Raw genomic sequence first — 15,391 nt, forward strand, 5'->3', positions numbered from 1 at the left:
ACGGACGAAACCAGACCCATTAATAACGCGGTAGCGCCATGCCATCTTGCTGTGGCGGGCGCGATCGGGTCATCTCTGACCGGGCTGGCTTACCCGTCAGGCGGTCAATGAATGTATGGGCGGAGCTGCATGGTCTGTGCCATGCGCGGTATTGGTCAGCGTTGCCGAAAATTAACTGTGAACGATTTTATCATTAATGCTGCTGGGCAGGTAAGTTTCCCGAATGAAGCTGTGGTTGAAATAAACAGACCTGCCAGTTAATTGATACGTTGCGGATGTAAACATTTACGCCCAGGCCGACACTTATTTCCATTATTGGTATTCGGCATATTTGGCGGAGTGAATTGCGCCATCCTGCCTGATAAATCCGCCCCAATGGCGACAGCGTTTATCCTCCCAGCCGGGTCAGCAGCACGCCGCCGGTAATAATGGCCGCCGCCGTCAGCCGCATGCGCCCGAGCGGCTCTTTCAGCAGCCAGACCGAGAGCAGCATGGCAAACAGCACACTGCTTTCGCGCAGAGCCGCGACCACGCCAATGGGTGCTTGGGTCATGGCCCAGATAACAATCCCGTAGGCGAGCAGTGACATGGCACCTCCTGCCATTCCCGCCATCGCATGGCGACGGATCTGGCGCCATGCGTTGCGTTTCTGGTGGACGATCAGCACCAGCAGCATCGCCAGCCCGGTGCAGGCAAAGAGCCAGAGGGTGTAGCGTACCGGTTCACCCCCTGCGCGGGCGCCGGCTCCATCCGAGAGGGTATAGGTCGCCGTGAACATGGCCGTGATCAGTGCTGCCCGAACCGCTTTGCTGTCAAGGCGCTGCTGCCCACCTCGCCAGGCCATCAGCAAGACCCCCATGATCAGCACGCAGGCGCCGATGATGCCGCCGTAACCGGGGTAGTCCCCCAGCAGCAGGGCACTTAACGCCATGGCGAGCAGCGGGGCACTGCCACGGGCCAGCGGATAGATCTGGCCAAAATCGCCCTGATTGTAGGCATGGCTGAGAAACAGGCAGTAACCGATATGGAGCAGGACTGAGAGGCCGAGCCAGGGCAGCTCGGCAGCAGAGGGAAGCCCCATGGGCAGCAGCGCCACGGCGGCGATAAGCCCTGAAAAGATCGCCACCAGTGACACCCCCACCAGCCGCTCTTCGCCAATTTTGACCAGCGCATTCCAGCTGGCGTGAAGCAGGGCTGCCAGCAGAACGGCAAAAAAGACGGTGGTGCTCATGGGAAAAGGCTCTCGGGCGATGGGGGCCAACAGCATACCCGCCTGGAGCCTGATTGGCCGAGATCTTTATCAAAGCTTCGGTTTCTCGGGGTTCTTCTCCTGCTTGGTGGTGCTGCCCAGTTGCCCCAGCACCAGTTTGGGGTGGGGATCTGTCTGCAGCGGAATATCCTGCAACTGCGTTCCCTGCTGGTGGCGATGGATGATTACTGCGGCCATCTTGCCCAGCGCCTCGTAGCTGCTGATGGTGCCAACGCTGCAGCCGTGCTCGACGAACAGCTCTGCACTGCAGATGGTAGGGATGGCAGCTGCGTTGAGTGCATTCAGCAAACGGGGGGCGATGGAGAGCAGATAGCTGTCTGCGGCCAGAAAGACGATGTCGTTTTTGGCATCCTGTTGCAGCCGCTTCAACTCGTTCTCCAGTCGCTTTGGATCCGGTGCTATACGCCAGGTTGCGACTTGCCATTGGTAACCTTTGGCCGCGTTGATCAGCATGTCGGCCACCAGCAGGGTGTTTTGCTCCCGCGGGTTGAAGGGTAGCAGCAGCCGCTTATCCGATGGGAGGTACTTGCTGGCATTGGCCAGTTGCAGCGCCATCGGCACCATATTGCTTACCCCGGCCACCATGCTGTTCTGGGCTTTGTCTTCCGAGAGAAAACCTGCCCCGACAGGATCTGAAACCACATTGAATATCATGGGCTTGCGATTGGCGACCAAACTCTTTGTCATGGTGGTGGCTGTGGTACCGAAGGTGTAGATGTAGTCGTATTCGGCCAGTTTCGGCAGCATCTGCTGACGTAGCATGGTCGCCAGCGCCGTGCGATCCTGATTGGCATTGTAGACGGTGATGGTGGTCTGATAGCCAAGTCGGGTCAGTTCGGCCCGAAAGCCCGCCTCGGCGGCGGTTTCGCCACGCCACAGTACCATGGCGATATTGAGGGCGTGAGCGGGAAGAGCCAGCAGCAAGAGCAGGACGAAAAGCAGCCTGACCATGATCATCTCTCCGGCGATACATCTACTGTTGAGCCTAGGCCAGTTTGTGGTTTTCTGAGCAACAGCGACGAAAAAGCGCGATGGCAAGCCATCGCGCTTTGGGTATCAGAAAACCTCGATTAGAAGTCGTAGCGAGCAGCCAGCTGGAAGTCATCCTTGTTGGCGGTCGCTTTGCCGGCAACGCTGTCCAGATTGTTGATGCGGTACTCGCCGATCACCCGCAGGTTCTTGTTGAACTTGTACTGGGCTCCCAGGGTGTAGTAATCCACATTGTCTTTCTTGGTGCCAGCCTTGTCCTGCTCCTGTTTGTTCCACAGCGCCATCAGACCGAAGCCATTCTCGAAGTTGTAGCCCAGCGCGGCTTCCCAACCGGTGTGATCGGTGCCGGTCGCCAGGAAGTCGCTGCCATCGGCATAACTGAGGGCGGCGTAGGCGGCCTTGTTGTCAAACTTGGCGGAGATCAGCCACAGTTTTGCATCTTCTTCACCGCTCTTGTCGCGCAGGCCGACGTTATAGGCAGTACCCAGCGACAGGTTGAAAGGGAAGGTATAGGCCACGGCTGCTCCGTAGGCCGCGTCGCTATCCTTGCTGGTAGTCTCTTCGGTGTCACCACCGTCGAACTTGTAGCTGGTGTCGAGCTGGAAGCCATTGAACAGGCCAGAGTATTTCAGTACGGAACCGGCGCGGTTGGTGGCGAAGGTGTCGGTCTTTGCACCCAGCGCTTCGTTACCGTAGCCGTCGGAGAGGGAGACATCAGTCCAGTCCGCCAGGAAACCCGGGGCACCTTTCTGGCGACCGAAGGTCACTGTACCCCAGTCAGCGCCCACACCGGCAAAGGCCAGACGGGTACGCAGGTTGTCGGAGCTCTCGCTGATGGTCTTCTCGCTGTCGTTGATGTACATCTGAACTTCGTACTGGGCCAGCGCCTTCAGACCGCTCTGGATCTGGGTTTCAGCCTTGGCACCGAAGCGGACAAACTGGTTAGCCCCTTGCTTGGCGCTGTAATCCTTGGTGCCATTCGGGTTGGCGGTATCGACGTTTTCTTTCTTGTCGCCGAAGAATTGACCGGCGTAGATGCGGCCATACAGGTCCAGCATGGCGGTATCATTTTTATACACCTCAACGGCTTGCGCCTGGAAGGCGGCGGTCAGAGCCAGTGCCACTACAGTCAGCTTTTTCATCTTAATCCCTTGTGTTGCAAGCTTTTGTTTTGAAGACGGGGCCATCCTAGGGAAGATGCATGACAGCGGGGTGACAACTGGATGAAGAGTCGATGGCAATTGGGTTGCAATTGGATGAATTGGCTACATTTATGCACCTGGCAGCTACTTTTGTGCGCAAAGGTTTGCCCTTGTGGTAGAATGCCGCCCGTTTTCGAGCTCCATAGGTTGGATATGCGATGAGACGTGAACTGGCAATCGAGTTTTCCCGAGTGACGGAAGCGGCTGCACTGGCTGGCTACAAGTGGCTCGGACGTGGTGACAAGAATATCGCTGATGGGGCGGCCGTAGCGGCCATGCGCCACATTCTCAACCAGATCGAGATCGATGGTGAGATTGTGATCGGCGAAGGTGAAATTGATGAAGCGCCGATGCTCTATATCGGCGAGAAGGTCGGTACCGGACACGGCGACGCGGTGGATATCGCGGTCGATCCCATCGAGGGTACCCGCATGACCGCCATGGGTCAGGCCAACGCGCTGGCCGTGCTGGCGGTGGGCGACAAGGGTTCTTTCCTGAAAGCACCTGACATGTACATGGAAAAGCTGATCGTCGGGCCCAAGGCCAAAGGCGCCATCGACCTGGATCAGGCTCTCGAGCTGAACCTGAAGTCCGTGGCCAAGGCGCTGGGCAAGCCGCTCTCCCGTTTGACTGTCATTACCCTGGCCAAGCCGCGTCATGACAAGGCAATCAAGGAGATGCAGGGTCTGGGCGTGCGGGTGTTCGCCATTCCTGATGGTGACGTTGCCGCCTCCATCCTCACCTGTCTGCCGGACAGTGAAGTCGACATGCTTTATGGCATCGGCGGCGCACCGGAAGGGGTGATCTCCGCGGCGGTGATCCGCGCGCTGGATGGCGACATGCAGGCCCGTCTGGTGCCGCGTCACCGGGTCAAGGGCGACAGCCCGGAAGTGCGTGCGCTGGGCGAGCAGGAAATTGCCCGCTGCGAAGCGCTGGGCATCGACGTCAACAAGGTGCTCAAGCTGGAAGATATGGCGAAGAATGACAACGTCATCTTCTCCGCCACCGGCATCACCAAGGGTGATCTGCTGGATGGCATCACCAGCGATGGCGTGATGGCGACCACCGAGACTCTGTTGATCCGTGGTAAATCCCGTACCATTCGTCGTATCAAGTCGATCCATTACCTGGAGCGCAAAGACAGCGTGGTACGTGACATCATCCTGTGATGATGGCTCGCTGAACCGGCTGTGTTGTTTGAAGCCCGATCGCCCGTGCGGTCGGGCTTTTTGTTGTGCGCCAGCTACGTTTGTGCCGCCGCTTCGGCTATGGTGGCTCAGACCATCCCAAAGGAGTGGAGTCTATGGAGTGTCGTAGCGGCTGCGCTGCCTGTTGCATCGCCCCCAGTATCAGCAGTGCCATTCCCGGTATGCCAGATGGCAAACCGGCTGGCGTCCCCTGTATCCAGCTCGATAGCGCCCTTGGCTGCAAGATTTTCGGTCAACCGGAGCGGCCGGCGGTGTGTGGCGGTTTTCGCCCCATGATGGATGTGTGCGGCAGCCATCGCGCCGAGGCCATCTGGCTGATCGGCGAGCTGGAGCGGCTCACCACCTGACGAGAGCAGGGCGAAGATATAAAAAAAGAGGCCGCATCATGCGGCCTCTCGCGTTTCTATTCGCCGGGGATCAGATCCCCGCCAGCTCCAGTGCCTGACGATAGTACTCGTTGGCCTTGTTGGTAAGGCGGCGCTTGTCCATCAGCTGGCCGAGAGCATGGTAGGCGGCGGCGCTCGGCGCCCGCTCCACCTCCTGCTCCAGCAGCTTCTGGGCATCGTCCAGCTGACCGGCCAGTAGATAGAGCTGGGCCAGTGCGGTGTCCACCTCCGGTTGCCCCTGCTGTTTTTGCAGCAGTGCCAACAGCGGCTGGTAGCTGTCGAGTTTCAGCTTGGGCAGGCGAGCCAGCAGCTGCGGCATCGGCTGTTTGCGCAGCGCCTCCTGCCACAGGGTGGCGGCCTCGCCATCGGCGCCCAGCTGGCGCAGCAGATCGCCGTAGCAGGCCAGCAGTTCTGGCTCGAGGCGCAGTTTGCGCGGCAGATCCTGCCACACCGCCTTGAGGGTCTCGAGGCTGCCGGCAGCCTGTTGCAGGCGACCACACCAGGCTTGTTGCAGCAGATCTTCTTCCTGTTTCGGGGTCAGCTTGCCCACCTTGTGCAGCGCCGGGATCAGGTCGCACAGGGCGCTCCAGTCCTGACGGGCCAGATGCACCTGACGCAGCTGATCCAGCACCATGGGGTGGCGCGGGTTGAGGGCGTAGACCGACTCCAGCATCGCCAGCGCGGTATCGTACTGGCCCTGCTCGATTTGCAATTGGGTTTGGGTCAGGGTGAGCGCCAGCTCGGCTTTGGGATTCTCTTCCTGCGCTTTTTGCAGGTATTGATCCCGGCGGGCGTCGTCACCACGGGCCTGTGCCGCCTTGGCGGCGCTCAGGTAGTTGAGCAGCGGGGTATCGCTGTTGCTGGCCCCCTTGATCATCAGTTTTTCAGCCTGACTGTAGTGCCCTTCGGCCATCGCCAGGGTGGCGGCGACGGTCTGTTGATTGGCCTTGCGGCGGCGGCGCGAGCCGTACCAGCCGAGGGTCTTGCGGCGCAGGCCGAATACCCGACCCAGCAGCCATTCGACGATCAGCAGGGCTCCGTAGAACAGCACGGCCAGGATCACCGCGCTGGTGACGGAGGATTCGATGGTGTAATTGCCAAGGGCAATCAGCACATAGCCCTTGTTACCGGAGGCTTGCGGGCCAAAGATCAGCCCTGCGACCATCACGGCAACCAGAATGATTATACGGATCATGGTGCCCTCCTCAGCTGCTGGCCAGAATGCGTTGCAGGCGTTCGGTCAGCACCTGCTCCAGCATCGCCTGGGTCTTGAACTGGGCCGGATAGTCGATCTGGATCTGCTCACCCTTGAGCTTGTCGATCTCGCCCTGCATGTAGCGGGTGGCGCTGTTGTCGGTGTCGAAATACTGGGTCAGCCAGCGCTGGGCCTTGTCCAGGCTGTCTTCGTAGAGCGCCTGCTGCTCGCGATAGACGGAGAGCTGGGCCTGCAACAGCTTGGTTTTGAGGTTTTCACGCAGGAAGATCTCCTGCTGCGGCGAGAGCAGCGCCTCGACCGCGCCATCGCGGCGACGGATGGTGACGAAGTTCTCGGTGAACTTGACCCAGTTCTTCTTCAGGTTGCTCTCCCACTCGTCGGGATTGGCGCTGACCGCCTGATCCGGCTCGGCCTTGGCTTCCGGCATGCTGACGGTGGAGAGGGGCAGCAGCTCGATCTGATCTGAGAGCGCGGCCAGCTTGAGGGTCAGCCCCTCGCGGTCGATGCGCGGCATCCCCTTGAGCTTGGCGATATCCTCGGCCAGCGCCTTGCGGATCGGCATCAGGCTGGGGTCGTTGAGGGCGGCGATCCGCTCGTCGGCATTGCCGAGCAATGTGATGGCGGAGACGAGGTCATGCTCCAGCCACAGTTTGCGACCCGCCATCCGAACCAGATACTCGGATTCGGCCAGCATCCAGTCGTTGGGGCGTTTATCGTTGAGATCCAGTACCCGGTTCTGCAGACCCTGCATCTCCCCTTGCAGCCGCTGCTGGGTTTGATCCAGCGCGGCCAGCTGCTCGGCATCCTTGCTGCTGGTCTGGTCGATCTTGCTCAGGGCGCTCGCCAGCTGCTGCTTGAGCTGGGCCAGTTCGGCTTGCTGGGCCACGGCATTCTTGTGACCGTGCAGATAGAGACCGCCGGTCAGGCCAAGGGCCAGCAGGATGGCGACCCCTCCCAGTACGGCACCGGAGCGGCTCTTGCTGCCATTGACCGCAGCGGTCGGCTGGGGTTTTACCTGGGATTCTTGTTGTTCTGTCATTCCATCTTCCTCAGTTCCAGTGCGGCCGTCAGGGCCTGGTTGGATGCACCTTGGGCAATCGTGATATGGATAAAGCCCGCGGAGTGGGCCATCTCGGCCACTCGCGGGCTGGGGACCACCAGCAGGCGGTCAAAAAGCCAGGGCCGCTGGTGGTCGGGAACCAGCTCCAGCAGCCGTTGCAGCAGTTCACCACTGGTAATGAGCAGGCTGTCCAGCCCCGCTGCCTGCCAGTGGCGGGTCAATGTCTCCCCGTCTAGCTCGGGGTAGTGGCGTTCATAGGCCGCACAATAGTGCACCAGAGCACCGCGTGAGGCCAGCGTGCTGGCGATGAGATCCCGCCCGCCATTACCGCGCAAGATCAGTACCCGTTTGCCTGCTACCTGCTGCAGGGCGGGCAGGGCCAGCAGCCCTTCGCTGCGCGGGTCATCCGGGCAGCTTGCTGTGATGCCGATAGCGGCAAACGCATCTGCGCTGGCCTGACCCACCGCAAAGTACTCAATATGTGGCCAGGTCTGACCAGTTTGCAACAGAAAATCGTGTGCAAAATGAACGGCATGGATGCTGACCGCGATAACGATATCGGCGCTGTGCAACAGGTTGGGCAAGCGGGGGAGTTCACTGCCCGCCACGGTTTCCAGCAGCGGGCAGCAGAGTGGTGCATGACCGTGCTGGCGCAGCAACTGCACCAGCTCGGCGGCTTGGGCGGCCGGACGCACCACCAGCGGTGTCATGCGCGGTAGACCTCGGCCAGGATCTCGTCGGCACCGGCGGCCAGCAGACGCTGGGCCAGTTGCTCGCCGAGCGCCTCACCATCGGCCAGCGGGCCGCGGATCTCGTCACGGATAACCTGACTGCCATCCGGGCTACCCACCAGACCGCGCAGCCAGATCTGCTCGCCGTCGACCAGTGCGTAGGCACCGATGGGGACCTGACATCCCCCTTGCAGGGCGCGGTTCATGGCGCGCTCGGTCAGCACCCGGGCGCGGGTCTCGGCGTGCTCCAACGGCGCCAGCAGAGCGTGCAGCTCAACGTCGTCGAGGCGGCATTCGATGCCGACAGCCCCCTGACCGTTGGCGGGCAGACTCTGCTCCGGCTCGATCAAGGCGGTAATGCGGTGCGCCATCTCCAGTCGTTTCAGACCGGCGGCGGCGAGGATGATGGCGTCGTACTCACCGGCATCCAGCTTGGCGAGGCGGGTGTTGACGTTGCCACGCAGGTCGCGGATCACCAGATCCGGGCGCGCAGCGCGCAGCTGGCACTGGCGGCGCAGGCTGGAGGTGCCGACCACGGCCCCTTGCGGCAGTTCGGCAATGGCTGTGAAACTATTGGAGACGAAGGCGTCGCGGGGATCTTCCCGCTCGCAGATGGTGTGCAGACCGAGCCCCTCGGGGAACTCTACCGGAACGTCTTTCATGGAGTGAACGGCGATATCGGCCCGTCCTTCCAGCATGGCGGTCTCCAGCTCCTTGACGAACAACCCCTTGCCACCGACCTTGGCCAGCGGGGTATCGAGGATCTTGTCACCCTGAGTGCTCATGGGCACCAGTTCGACCTGCAACTGCGGGTGCAGGGCTTCGAGCCGGTCTTTGACAAAGTTGGCCTGCCACAGGGCCAGCGGGCTCTTGCGAGTGGCAATTTTCAGGGTTCGGGCTGCCATATCAATCAGTTGTTTCATTTTTAGAAGGAAATCGATATTACCACCCTTTGCCCGGGCTTTCATGGCGGAGCCGGCAAAAGCGGGGCCAAGCTCAAAAATGCATGCTGAAAATGATTTTCATTAAGCAAGCGGCCTTGATTAATTCATTGAATGCATTGGAATTTAATGATTTCCCCTGATACTTGATGTGGTCATACCAGAAATAATCTGACGTTTAGCTGAAGGCTTGTTTACCACCGCTGTTTGCATTGTTAACATGATCACACTTTTTTGACGTATCCCTCTTTTGGTGCGTCATTTTCACTTAGGTGATAGGCAGGGCATTGCAGGAACACATCGATACGCTGGTTGCGCGTTATGACGACATTACCCGTCTCAAGACGCAACGAGCGTTAGGTCTCATGAGTCGCTACGGGCAGCAGGTATTCCAACTGCTGCCCGTCATGCTGCACTTCAATCACCCCCTGCTCCCCGGTTATGTCTCCGGTGATGTTCCTCATGGCATCTGGAGCTTCAGCGCCAGCGCCGAGCAGCAAGCCTTTATCGATGACCTCTGTCGCAACGCCAACTGTCAGAGCGGCCTGGCAACCCATGATCGAGCCATTCAGGGGCTCTACTCCATGGGCAGCACCTCCTCCATCGGCCAGTGCTGTCACTCCGATCTCGATATCTGGGTTTGCCACGTGGCTGGCTTGTCGCAGGAGCGGCTCGCCCTGCTGGAGCAGAAGTGCCGGTTGCTCTCCAAGTGGGCGGAGCAGCGCGGGGTCGACCTCAACTTCTTCCTGATCCCCGAAGACAAGTTCCGCCAGACCAACGATGCCGAGATGCAGGGAGAGAGCTGTGGCAGCGCCCAGCACCTGCTGCTGCTTGACGAGTTCTACCGCAGCGCCATGCGCATCGCCGGTAAGCGACTCATCTGGTATCTGGTTCCTGTCGAGTGTGATGATCACTACGACGACTATGTGAACGGGTTGTTCGAGAGTGGCAAGCTCAGGCAGGATGACTGGCTCGATCTCGGCAGTTTTGACCGGATTCCGGCGGAGGAGTATTTCGGCTCTGCCCTGTGGCAGCTCTACAAGGGGATCGATTCCCCCTATAAGGCGGTGCTCAAGTCGGTGCTGATGGAGGCTTATTCCCACGAGTACCCCAACACCCGGTTGCTATCGATGATCAGCCGCGACTGGTTTCAGCACAACGAGGGGATGCACTACCGGCTCGACAACTATTGTCTGATGCTGGACAAGGTGACCAATTACCTCAAGTCCATCGGCGACATGGCGCGACTCGATCTGGTGCGCCGCTGCTTCTACCTCAAGGTGTGCGATGGCCTCAGTCATCCCAAGGATGATCACTCTCCCGAGTGGCGCCGCGAGCAGATGAGCCAACTGGTCTCCTACTGGGGTTGGAGCCAGGATAAACTGTACCACCTCGATCATCGCCACGAGTGGAAGGTCGAGGAGGTGAAGATCGCCCATGCCGAGTTGCTGGAGGCCCTGATGCAGAGCTACCGCAACCTGATCCAGTTCGCCCGTCGCAACAACATCAGCGAGTCGATCAACCCGGAAGATATCGGCATCCTGTCGCGTAAACTATACGCCGCGTTCGAGAGCCTGCCGGGCAAGGTGCAGCGGGTGAACCTCAAGATCGCGCCGGATCTGAGCGAGCCCGACCTTAGCTTCGTGCAGGTGCCCCACGGTCGCCTCAACCGCGCCGGCTGGTATCTCTACAAACATTCGCTGGAGCCGGTGGACATCATTGGTCGCGCGCCGCTCGAGTTCAACGGCTACATCAGCAAGCTGGTCTCCTGGGCCTACTTCAACGATCTGCTGACCCCCCAGTCGCGGGTGCACCTGTTCAATCAGGGCTCGGATCTGCACATCGACAATCTGCACCAGTTCTGCCGCGATCTCTCCGGCTGCTTCCCCGAGAAGTACCCGCTGGCCACCAACCTGGCGCTCAGTCGGCCGTGCGAGATCCGTCAGCTCTCCATCTTCCTCAACCTGGAGATGGACCCGACCAGCCACTGGGTCGGTCAGGTGATCGAATTTGACGCCAATACAGTGGATGTCTTCTCGTTCGGTCGCAATCAGGAGTGTCTGGTCGGTTCGGTGGATCTGGTCTATCGCAACTCCTGGAGCGAGATCCGTACTCTGCACTTCCAGGGGGATGAAGCTGTGGTCGATGCCCTCACCACCATCCTCGGCAAGATGCATCAGGATGCCGCCGCCCCCGAGATGATCGAGGTGTTCTGCTATAGCCAGCACTTCCGATCTCTGGTGCGCTCCCGTTTCCAGAAGCTGGTGGCGGAGTGTATCGATCTGCGCCTTGCCCGCGACAAGCAGCAGCTGGTCAAGACCATGGCCCTTGGCCGCGAGAAGTACGGCATCTTCTTCGAGCGGCGCGGGGTGTCGGTGAAGAAGCTGGAGAACGCCATCGATTTTTACCGTCACATCTCCCACAACAAGCTGGATCACCTGCCGCTGCGGCTCGACAAGACCCACAGCCAGCATCTGCCGAGCATCGTTGATGCCTACGCCAGCGAAGGGTTGGTGCAGTTCTTCTTCGATACCCGGGATGCGGGCACCAACATCTACATCCTCGATGAGGCGAACCGGGTGGAGATCTACCAGCACTTTGCCGGCAACAAGGATGAGCTGGTGGCGGGGGTCAACCGCTTCTACACCTCCAACCACGAGCGGTTCAGCGATGATGGTCAGTTCATCAACTTCAACCTGCCCCAGTACTACGAGATAGTGCAGCAGGGGAGCGAGCTGGCAGTGATCCCCTATCGCAGCCAGGGAGCTCCGCGTGAGCAGGTGTCACCCACTCGTGATGTCGGGTGACCCGCGAGGGTAAGTCGCCATAAAAACGGCCTGCAGATGCAGGCCGTTTGCTTTTGCGGTTGCTCAGGCGCCGAGGCGGGCCAGCAGCCAGCTGCGAATGTCGCCGAGCTGCGGACGGCAGATCTCGTGACGCATCGGGTACTCGTGCCACTCGGGGTCGAGCCCGGCGCTTTCCAGCCGGTTCTTGGCATCCCAACCGAGCGACAGGCTCACCACATCGTCGTAGATGCCGTGCATGTAGCAGATGGGCAGGGTGCGAGCAGCCTCGCTCATCTCGCCGAGCAGCTTGTCGGGGGCTGCCAGATAGGTGGACATGCAGAGCAGGCCCGCCAGCGTTGTCTGATAGCGCAGCGCGGTGAAGGAGGCAATCACCCCGCCCTGAGAGAAGCCCGCCAGCACGATGCGCTCGGGGGCAAACCCGTCGGCCACCAGCTGATCGAGCAATGCGGCAATCTGGTTGGCTGATTCACGGACATGGGACTCCACGGCCCGCTCGGCGGGATCCTCGAAGCTCCTGATGTCGTACCAGCCGCGCATCTTGTAGCCCATGTTGATGGTGATGGGGCGCTCGGGGGCATCCGGCAGCAGGTGACGCACCGGTAGCTCGGCGGGCAGATCCAGCGCGTCCACCAGCGGGGCGAGACCGGCGCCGGAATCACCCAGCCCGTGTAGCCAGATCACCGCATGACGGGCGCCCTGCGGGTGCAGGTCAATCATGGGAACACCACCTCTTCGCCCGCCTGGGCGGAGCAGGATTGGCTCAGCAGCGCCTTGAGCTCGTGGCCGAAGCGGTTGTCGATCCAGGTGTCACCCTGCAGTTCGAAGTGGAAGCCGTTCTCGCGGGTGGCGACCCAAATCTGGTGCAGTGGCTCCTGCTTGTTGATGATGACCTTGGTCTTGTTCTCGAAAGAGAGGGTCAATACGCCGCCGCTGCGTTCGCAGTCGATATCCGGATACCCCTCGTCGAGGGTGTCTTCCACATATTGGAAAAAGGCGTCGGTCAGGGCGTGATACTCGTGATCCTTCATCGGTTTATCCTGTTGCTTTTAACAATGTGAGTGCGATTATAGAGGGCCAAAAATTTTTTCGCAGCGAACCATTATGATCACCCAGTTCACCAAGTGTCTGCTTGCCACTCTTCTGTCCCTCGGGTTGGCCGCGTGCGGTCTGAAGGGGCCGCTCTATATGCCGCCCCCCGAGCAGCCACAGAGCCAGAGTACACCGCAAGCAGCACCGCCTGCGACCTCCGAGGCTGCCACCGAGGCCGCGCCGCACTAATGCCGCACCCATTCTAGGAAGGAACCGCCCCCTTGGATCACTTTAACTACGACGCCGACGGCCAGCTTCAGGCCGAGCAAACCTCGCTGCAACAGCTTGCCGAGCAGTACGGTACCCCGCTTTACGTCTACTCCCGTGCGACCCTCGAGCGCCACTGGCACGCCTTCGACAAGGCCGCTGGCGATATTCCCCATCTGATCTGCTATGCGGTGAAGGCCAACTCCAACCTGGCGCTGCTCAACCTGCTGGCCCGACTGGGCTCGGGGTTTGACATCGTCTCCGGTGGCGAGCTGTCGCGGGTACTGGCGGCGGGGGGGGATCCGGCCAAGGTGGTCTTCTCCGGGGTGGCCAAGAGCGAGGCCGAGATGCGCCTCGCGCTGGAAAAAGAGATCCTCTGTTTCAATCTGGAGTCGGAAGCAGAGCTGGAGCGCCTCAATCGGGTGGCGGGCAGCATGGGCAAGAAGGCTCGCGTCTCGGTTCGGGTCAATCCGGATATCGATGCCGGTACTCACCCCTATATCTCCACTGGCCTCAAGCAGAACAAGTTCGGCATTCCCATCGAGCTGGCGCCAGCCATCTATCGCAAGGCGGCCGCGATGGCGAACATCGAGATCGTCGGGGTGGATTGCCATATCGGCTCGCAACTCACTGAATTGAATCCCTTTATGGAAGCGGCTGACAAGCTGCTGCGGCTGATCGACGGTCTGGCTGCAGAAGGCATTCATATCCATCATCTGGACGTGGGGGGCGGCCTTGGGGTCAACTACGGTTCCGAGCAGCCACCCCATCCGACCGAGTATGCCGAAGCGCTGAAGCAGAAGCTGGCGGGCCGGGATCTGACCCTGCTGTTCGAGCCGGGCCGTGCCATCGTCGCCAATGCCGGCGTGCTGCTGACCCGGGTCGAGTACCTGAAACCGGGCGAAACCCGCAACTTTGCGCTGATCGATGCCGGCATGAACGACATGCTGCGCCCCTCGCTCTACGGCGCCTGGATGAACATCATCGAGGTGGATAGCCGCGCCGGTCATGCTCCCGCGCTCTATGACGTGGTGGGCCCGGTGTGCGAGACCGGCGACTTCCTCGGCAAGGAGCGCACCCTGGCCATTGCCGAAGGCTCCCTGCTGGTGGTGCGTTCGGCCGGAGCCTACGGCTTTACCATGTCATCCAACTACAACACCCGTCCGCGCGCAGCCGAAGTGCTGGTGGATGGTGCCGAAGCACATCTGATCCGCGAGCGTGAGCAGTTGGCCGATCTCTGGCGTGGTGAGCACCTGCTGCCCTGATGGCGCAGGCTGGGACAATGATTTCATAACGGTTGACGGTGAGTTTTTACAGCCCTAACAGCACAGGAATGCACGATGTTGACAGATTGTTCCAGGATGCATGGGGCTTTGGACAACGACTTCATGGCGTTTAGCGACCCTTGGTTCGGTGAATTTTTACAGCCCTAACAGCACAGGAATGCACGATGTTGATAGATTTTTCCAAGATGCATGGCTTGGGCAACGACTTCATGGTGGTGGATGGCGTCACCCAGAAGGTATTTTTCAGCAATGACGTCATCAAGAAGCTGGCAGATCGCCACTTCGGGATCGGCTTTGACCAGCTGCTGCTGGTGGAGCCGCCCTATGACCCTGAACTCGACTTTCACTATCGCATTTTCAATGCCGATGGCAGCGAGGTGGAGCAGTGCGGCAACGGCGCCCGCTGTTTTGCCCGTTTCGTGCGTCTCAAGGGGCTGATCAACCGGGATCGCATCGCGGTCAGTACCGCCCGGGGTCGCATCGTGTTGCAGCTGGAGGGGGAGAATCAGGTCACGGTCAACATGGGTGTTCCCCAGTTTGAGCCGGGCAAGATCCCGTTCCGGGCCCAGAAGGCAGAGAAAACCTATCTGTTGCGGGCGCAGGAGCATACCGTGATGTGTGGCGTGGTCTCCATGGGTAATCCCCACTGCGTCATCGAGGTGCCTTCGGTCGCCGATGCGCCCGTCGAGACGCTCGGTGCCATCATGGAGCGCCACGAGCGTTTCCCTGAGCGGGTCAACGTCGGCTTCATGGAGATGGTCAACGCCACCGAGATCAAGCTGCGTGTATTCGAAAGGGGCTGTGGCGAGACCCTGGCCTGTGGCACCGGTGCCTGTGCGGCGGCGGTGATTGGCATCAGTCAGGGCAAGCTCAAGGAGCGGGTCACCGTCAGTCTGCCGGGCGGCAAGCTGACCATCGCCTGGAAGGGGCCGGGCCAGCCGGTCTATATGACAGGTCCCGCCGAGCATGTGTTTGACGGCCAGATAGAGGTTTAGCCG

15 protein-coding genes are annotated in these 15,391 nt (G+C 60.4%); 6 read left to right on the forward strand and 9 right to left on the reverse strand.

The features are described from left to right. Nucleotides 1-388: 388 nt before the first annotated feature. From G5533_RS09630 to G5533_RS09640, 3 genes are all read right to left on the reverse strand, one after another. Nucleotides 389-1,267 carry an EamA family transporter gene (locus tag G5533_RS09630; RefSeq protein WP_421172968.1) on the reverse strand — a complete coding sequence of 293 codons (879 nt, stop codon included), beginning with the start codon at nt 1,265-1,267 and terminating at the stop codon, nt 389-391. 33 nt (nt 1,268-1,300) lie between these two features. Continuing rightward, on the reverse strand, nt 1,301-2,221 hold the full coding sequence (locus G5533_RS09635; protein WP_266134540.1) for an ABC transporter substrate-binding protein: 921 nt from the start codon (nt 2,219-2,221) through the stop codon (nt 1,301-1,303). A 119-nt stretch (nt 2,222-2,340) separates the two neighbouring features. Next, nucleotides 2,341-3,402 carry a porin gene (locus G5533_RS09640; RefSeq protein WP_216952723.1) on the reverse strand — a complete coding sequence of 354 codons (1,062 nt, stop codon included), beginning with the start codon at nt 3,400-3,402 and terminating at the stop codon, nt 2,341-2,343. A 218-nt stretch (nt 3,403-3,620) separates the two neighbouring features. On the opposite strand from G5533_RS09640, the gene glpX reads away from it, so the two are divergent. Continuing rightward, nucleotides 3,621-4,631: a class II fructose-bisphosphatase gene (gene glpX / locus G5533_RS09645; protein WP_005336386.1), complete on the forward strand. Its 1,011-nt coding sequence runs from the start codon at nt 3,621-3,623 to the stop codon at nt 4,629-4,631. A gap of 134 nt (nt 4,632-4,765) precedes the next feature. Beyond that, nucleotides 4,766-5,017 carry a YkgJ family cysteine cluster protein gene (locus G5533_RS09650; RefSeq protein ID WP_005336384.1) on the forward strand — a complete coding sequence of 84 codons (252 nt, stop codon included), beginning with the start codon at nt 4,766-4,768 and terminating at the stop codon, nt 5,015-5,017. A 70-nt stretch (nt 5,018-5,087) separates the two neighbouring features. Here G5533_RS09650 and G5533_RS09655 read toward each other — a convergent pair whose 3' ends face one another. From G5533_RS09655 to hemC, 4 genes are read right to left on the reverse strand one after another with little or no spacing between them, the layout of a single operon-like run. Next, complete coding sequence (locus tag G5533_RS09655) at nt 5,088-6,251, reverse strand: heme biosynthesis HemY N-terminal domain-containing protein (RefSeq protein ID WP_100646922.1); 1,164 nt, start codon at nt 6,249-6,251, stop codon at nt 5,088-5,090. Nucleotides 6,252-6,261: 10 nt separating this feature from the next. Continuing rightward, the gene (locus tag G5533_RS09660; RefSeq protein WP_005355191.1) at nt 6,262-7,311 is read right to left on the reverse strand and encodes a uroporphyrinogen-III C-methyltransferase; all 1,050 of its coding nucleotides are present in this window, start codon (nt 7,309-7,311) and stop codon (nt 6,262-6,264) included. Then, nucleotides 7,308-8,042, reverse strand: a complete 735-nt coding sequence (locus tag G5533_RS09665; RefSeq protein WP_421212210.1) for a uroporphyrinogen-III synthase — start codon at nt 8,040-8,042, stop codon at nt 7,308-7,310. The genes G5533_RS09660 and G5533_RS09665 overlap by 4 nt, the downstream gene beginning before the upstream one ends. Continuing rightward, complete coding sequence (gene hemC, locus G5533_RS09670; RefSeq protein WP_421312877.1) at nt 8,039-8,968, reverse strand: hydroxymethylbilane synthase; 930 nt, start codon at nt 8,966-8,968, stop codon at nt 8,039-8,041. Before hemC ends, G5533_RS09665 begins: the two co-directional genes overlap by 4 nt. A gap of 323 nt (nt 8,969-9,291) precedes the next feature. Between hemC and G5533_RS09675 the strand changes: the two genes are divergently transcribed. Continuing rightward, nucleotides 9,292-11,811 carry a class I adenylate cyclase gene (locus G5533_RS09675; protein ID WP_421205638.1) on the forward strand — a complete coding sequence of 840 codons (2,520 nt, stop codon included), beginning with the start codon at nt 9,292-9,294 and terminating at the stop codon, nt 11,809-11,811. A 63-nt stretch (nt 11,812-11,874) separates the two neighbouring features. Here the strand turns inward: G5533_RS09675 and G5533_RS09680 are convergent, their stop codons facing one another. Then, nucleotides 11,875-12,528: an alpha/beta hydrolase gene (locus G5533_RS09680; protein ID WP_441254736.1), complete on the reverse strand. Its 654-nt coding sequence runs from the start codon at nt 12,526-12,528 to the stop codon at nt 11,875-11,877. Next, the gene (gene cyaY, locus G5533_RS09685) at nt 12,525-12,839 is read right to left on the reverse strand and encodes an iron donor protein CyaY (RefSeq protein WP_040068798.1); all 315 of its coding nucleotides are present in this window, start codon (nt 12,837-12,839) and stop codon (nt 12,525-12,527) included. Before cyaY ends, G5533_RS09680 begins: the two co-directional genes overlap by 4 nt. A 73-nt stretch (nt 12,840-12,912) precedes the next feature. Here cyaY and lptM point away from each other — a divergent pair, with 73 nt between their 5' ends. The 3 genes from lptM to dapF all read left to right on the forward strand — a co-directional run bounded on the left by lptM (nt 12,913) and on the right by dapF (nt 15,388). Then, entirely contained in the window at nt 12,913-13,089 is a 177-nt protein-coding gene (gene lptM / locus G5533_RS09690) for an LPS translocon maturation chaperone LptM (protein ID WP_074045189.1), read from the forward strand. A gap of 32 nt (nt 13,090-13,121) precedes the next feature. Continuing rightward, nucleotides 13,122-14,372, forward strand: coding sequence for a diaminopimelate decarboxylase (gene lysA / locus G5533_RS09695; RefSeq protein ID WP_441254737.1), 1,251 nt, complete (start codon nt 13,122-13,124; stop codon nt 14,370-14,372). 185 nt (nt 14,373-14,557) lie between these two features. After that, entirely contained in the window at nt 14,558-15,388 is an 831-nt protein-coding gene (dapF, locus tag G5533_RS09700) for a diaminopimelate epimerase (RefSeq protein ID WP_005336371.1), read from the forward strand. Nucleotides 15,389-15,391: the final 3 nt, after the last annotated feature.

The sequence above is a fragment of the Aeromonas sp. A600620 genome, assembly GCF_029479985.1.
Taxonomy (GTDB): Bacteria; Pseudomonadota; Gammaproteobacteria; order Enterobacterales; family Aeromonadaceae; genus Aeromonas; species Aeromonas veronii_A.

Coding starts and splice junctions, on each gene's coding strand:
- glpX (WP_005336386.1), top strand. CDS start 3,621: ATGAGACGTGAACTGGCAATCGAGTTTTCCCGAGTGACGGAAGCGGCT.
- G5533_RS09630 (WP_421172968.1), bottom strand. CDS start 1,267: ATGCTGTTGGCCCCCATCGCCCGAGAGCCTTTTCCCATGAGCACCACC.
- dapF (WP_005336371.1), top strand. CDS start 14,558: ATGTTGATAGATTTTTCCAAGATGCATGGCTTGGGCAACGACTTCATG.
- G5533_RS09650 (WP_005336384.1), top strand. CDS start 4,766: ATGGAGTGTCGTAGCGGCTGCGCTGCCTGTTGCATCGCCCCCAGTATC.
- G5533_RS09635 (WP_266134540.1), bottom strand. CDS start 2,221: ATGGTCAGGCTGCTTTTCGTCCTGCTCTTGCTGCTGGCTCTTCCCGCT.
- G5533_RS09655 (WP_100646922.1), bottom strand. CDS start 6,251: ATGATCCGTATAATCATTCTGGTTGCCGTGATGGTCGCAGGGCTGATC.
- G5533_RS09680 (WP_441254736.1), bottom strand. CDS start 12,528: ATGATTGACCTGCACCCGCAGGGCGCCCGTCATGCGGTGATCTGGCTA.
- G5533_RS09640 (WP_216952723.1), bottom strand. CDS start 3,402: ATGAAAAAGCTGACTGTAGTGGCACTGGCTCTGACCGCCGCCTTCCAG.
- lptM (WP_074045189.1), top strand. CDS start 12,913: ATGATCACCCAGTTCACCAAGTGTCTGCTTGCCACTCTTCTGTCCCTC.
- hemC (WP_421312877.1), bottom strand. CDS start 8,968: ATGGCAGCCCGAACCCTGAAAATTGCCACTCGCAAGAGCCCGCTGGCC.
- cyaY (WP_040068798.1), bottom strand. CDS start 12,839: ATGAAGGATCACGAGTATCACGCCCTGACCGACGCCTTTTTCCAATAT.
- G5533_RS09665 (WP_421212210.1), bottom strand. CDS start 8,042: ATGACACCGCTGGTGGTGCGTCCGGCCGCCCAAGCCGCCGAGCTGGTG.
- G5533_RS09660 (WP_005355191.1), bottom strand. CDS start 7,311: ATGACAGAACAACAAGAATCCCAGGTAAAACCCCAGCCGACCGCTGCG.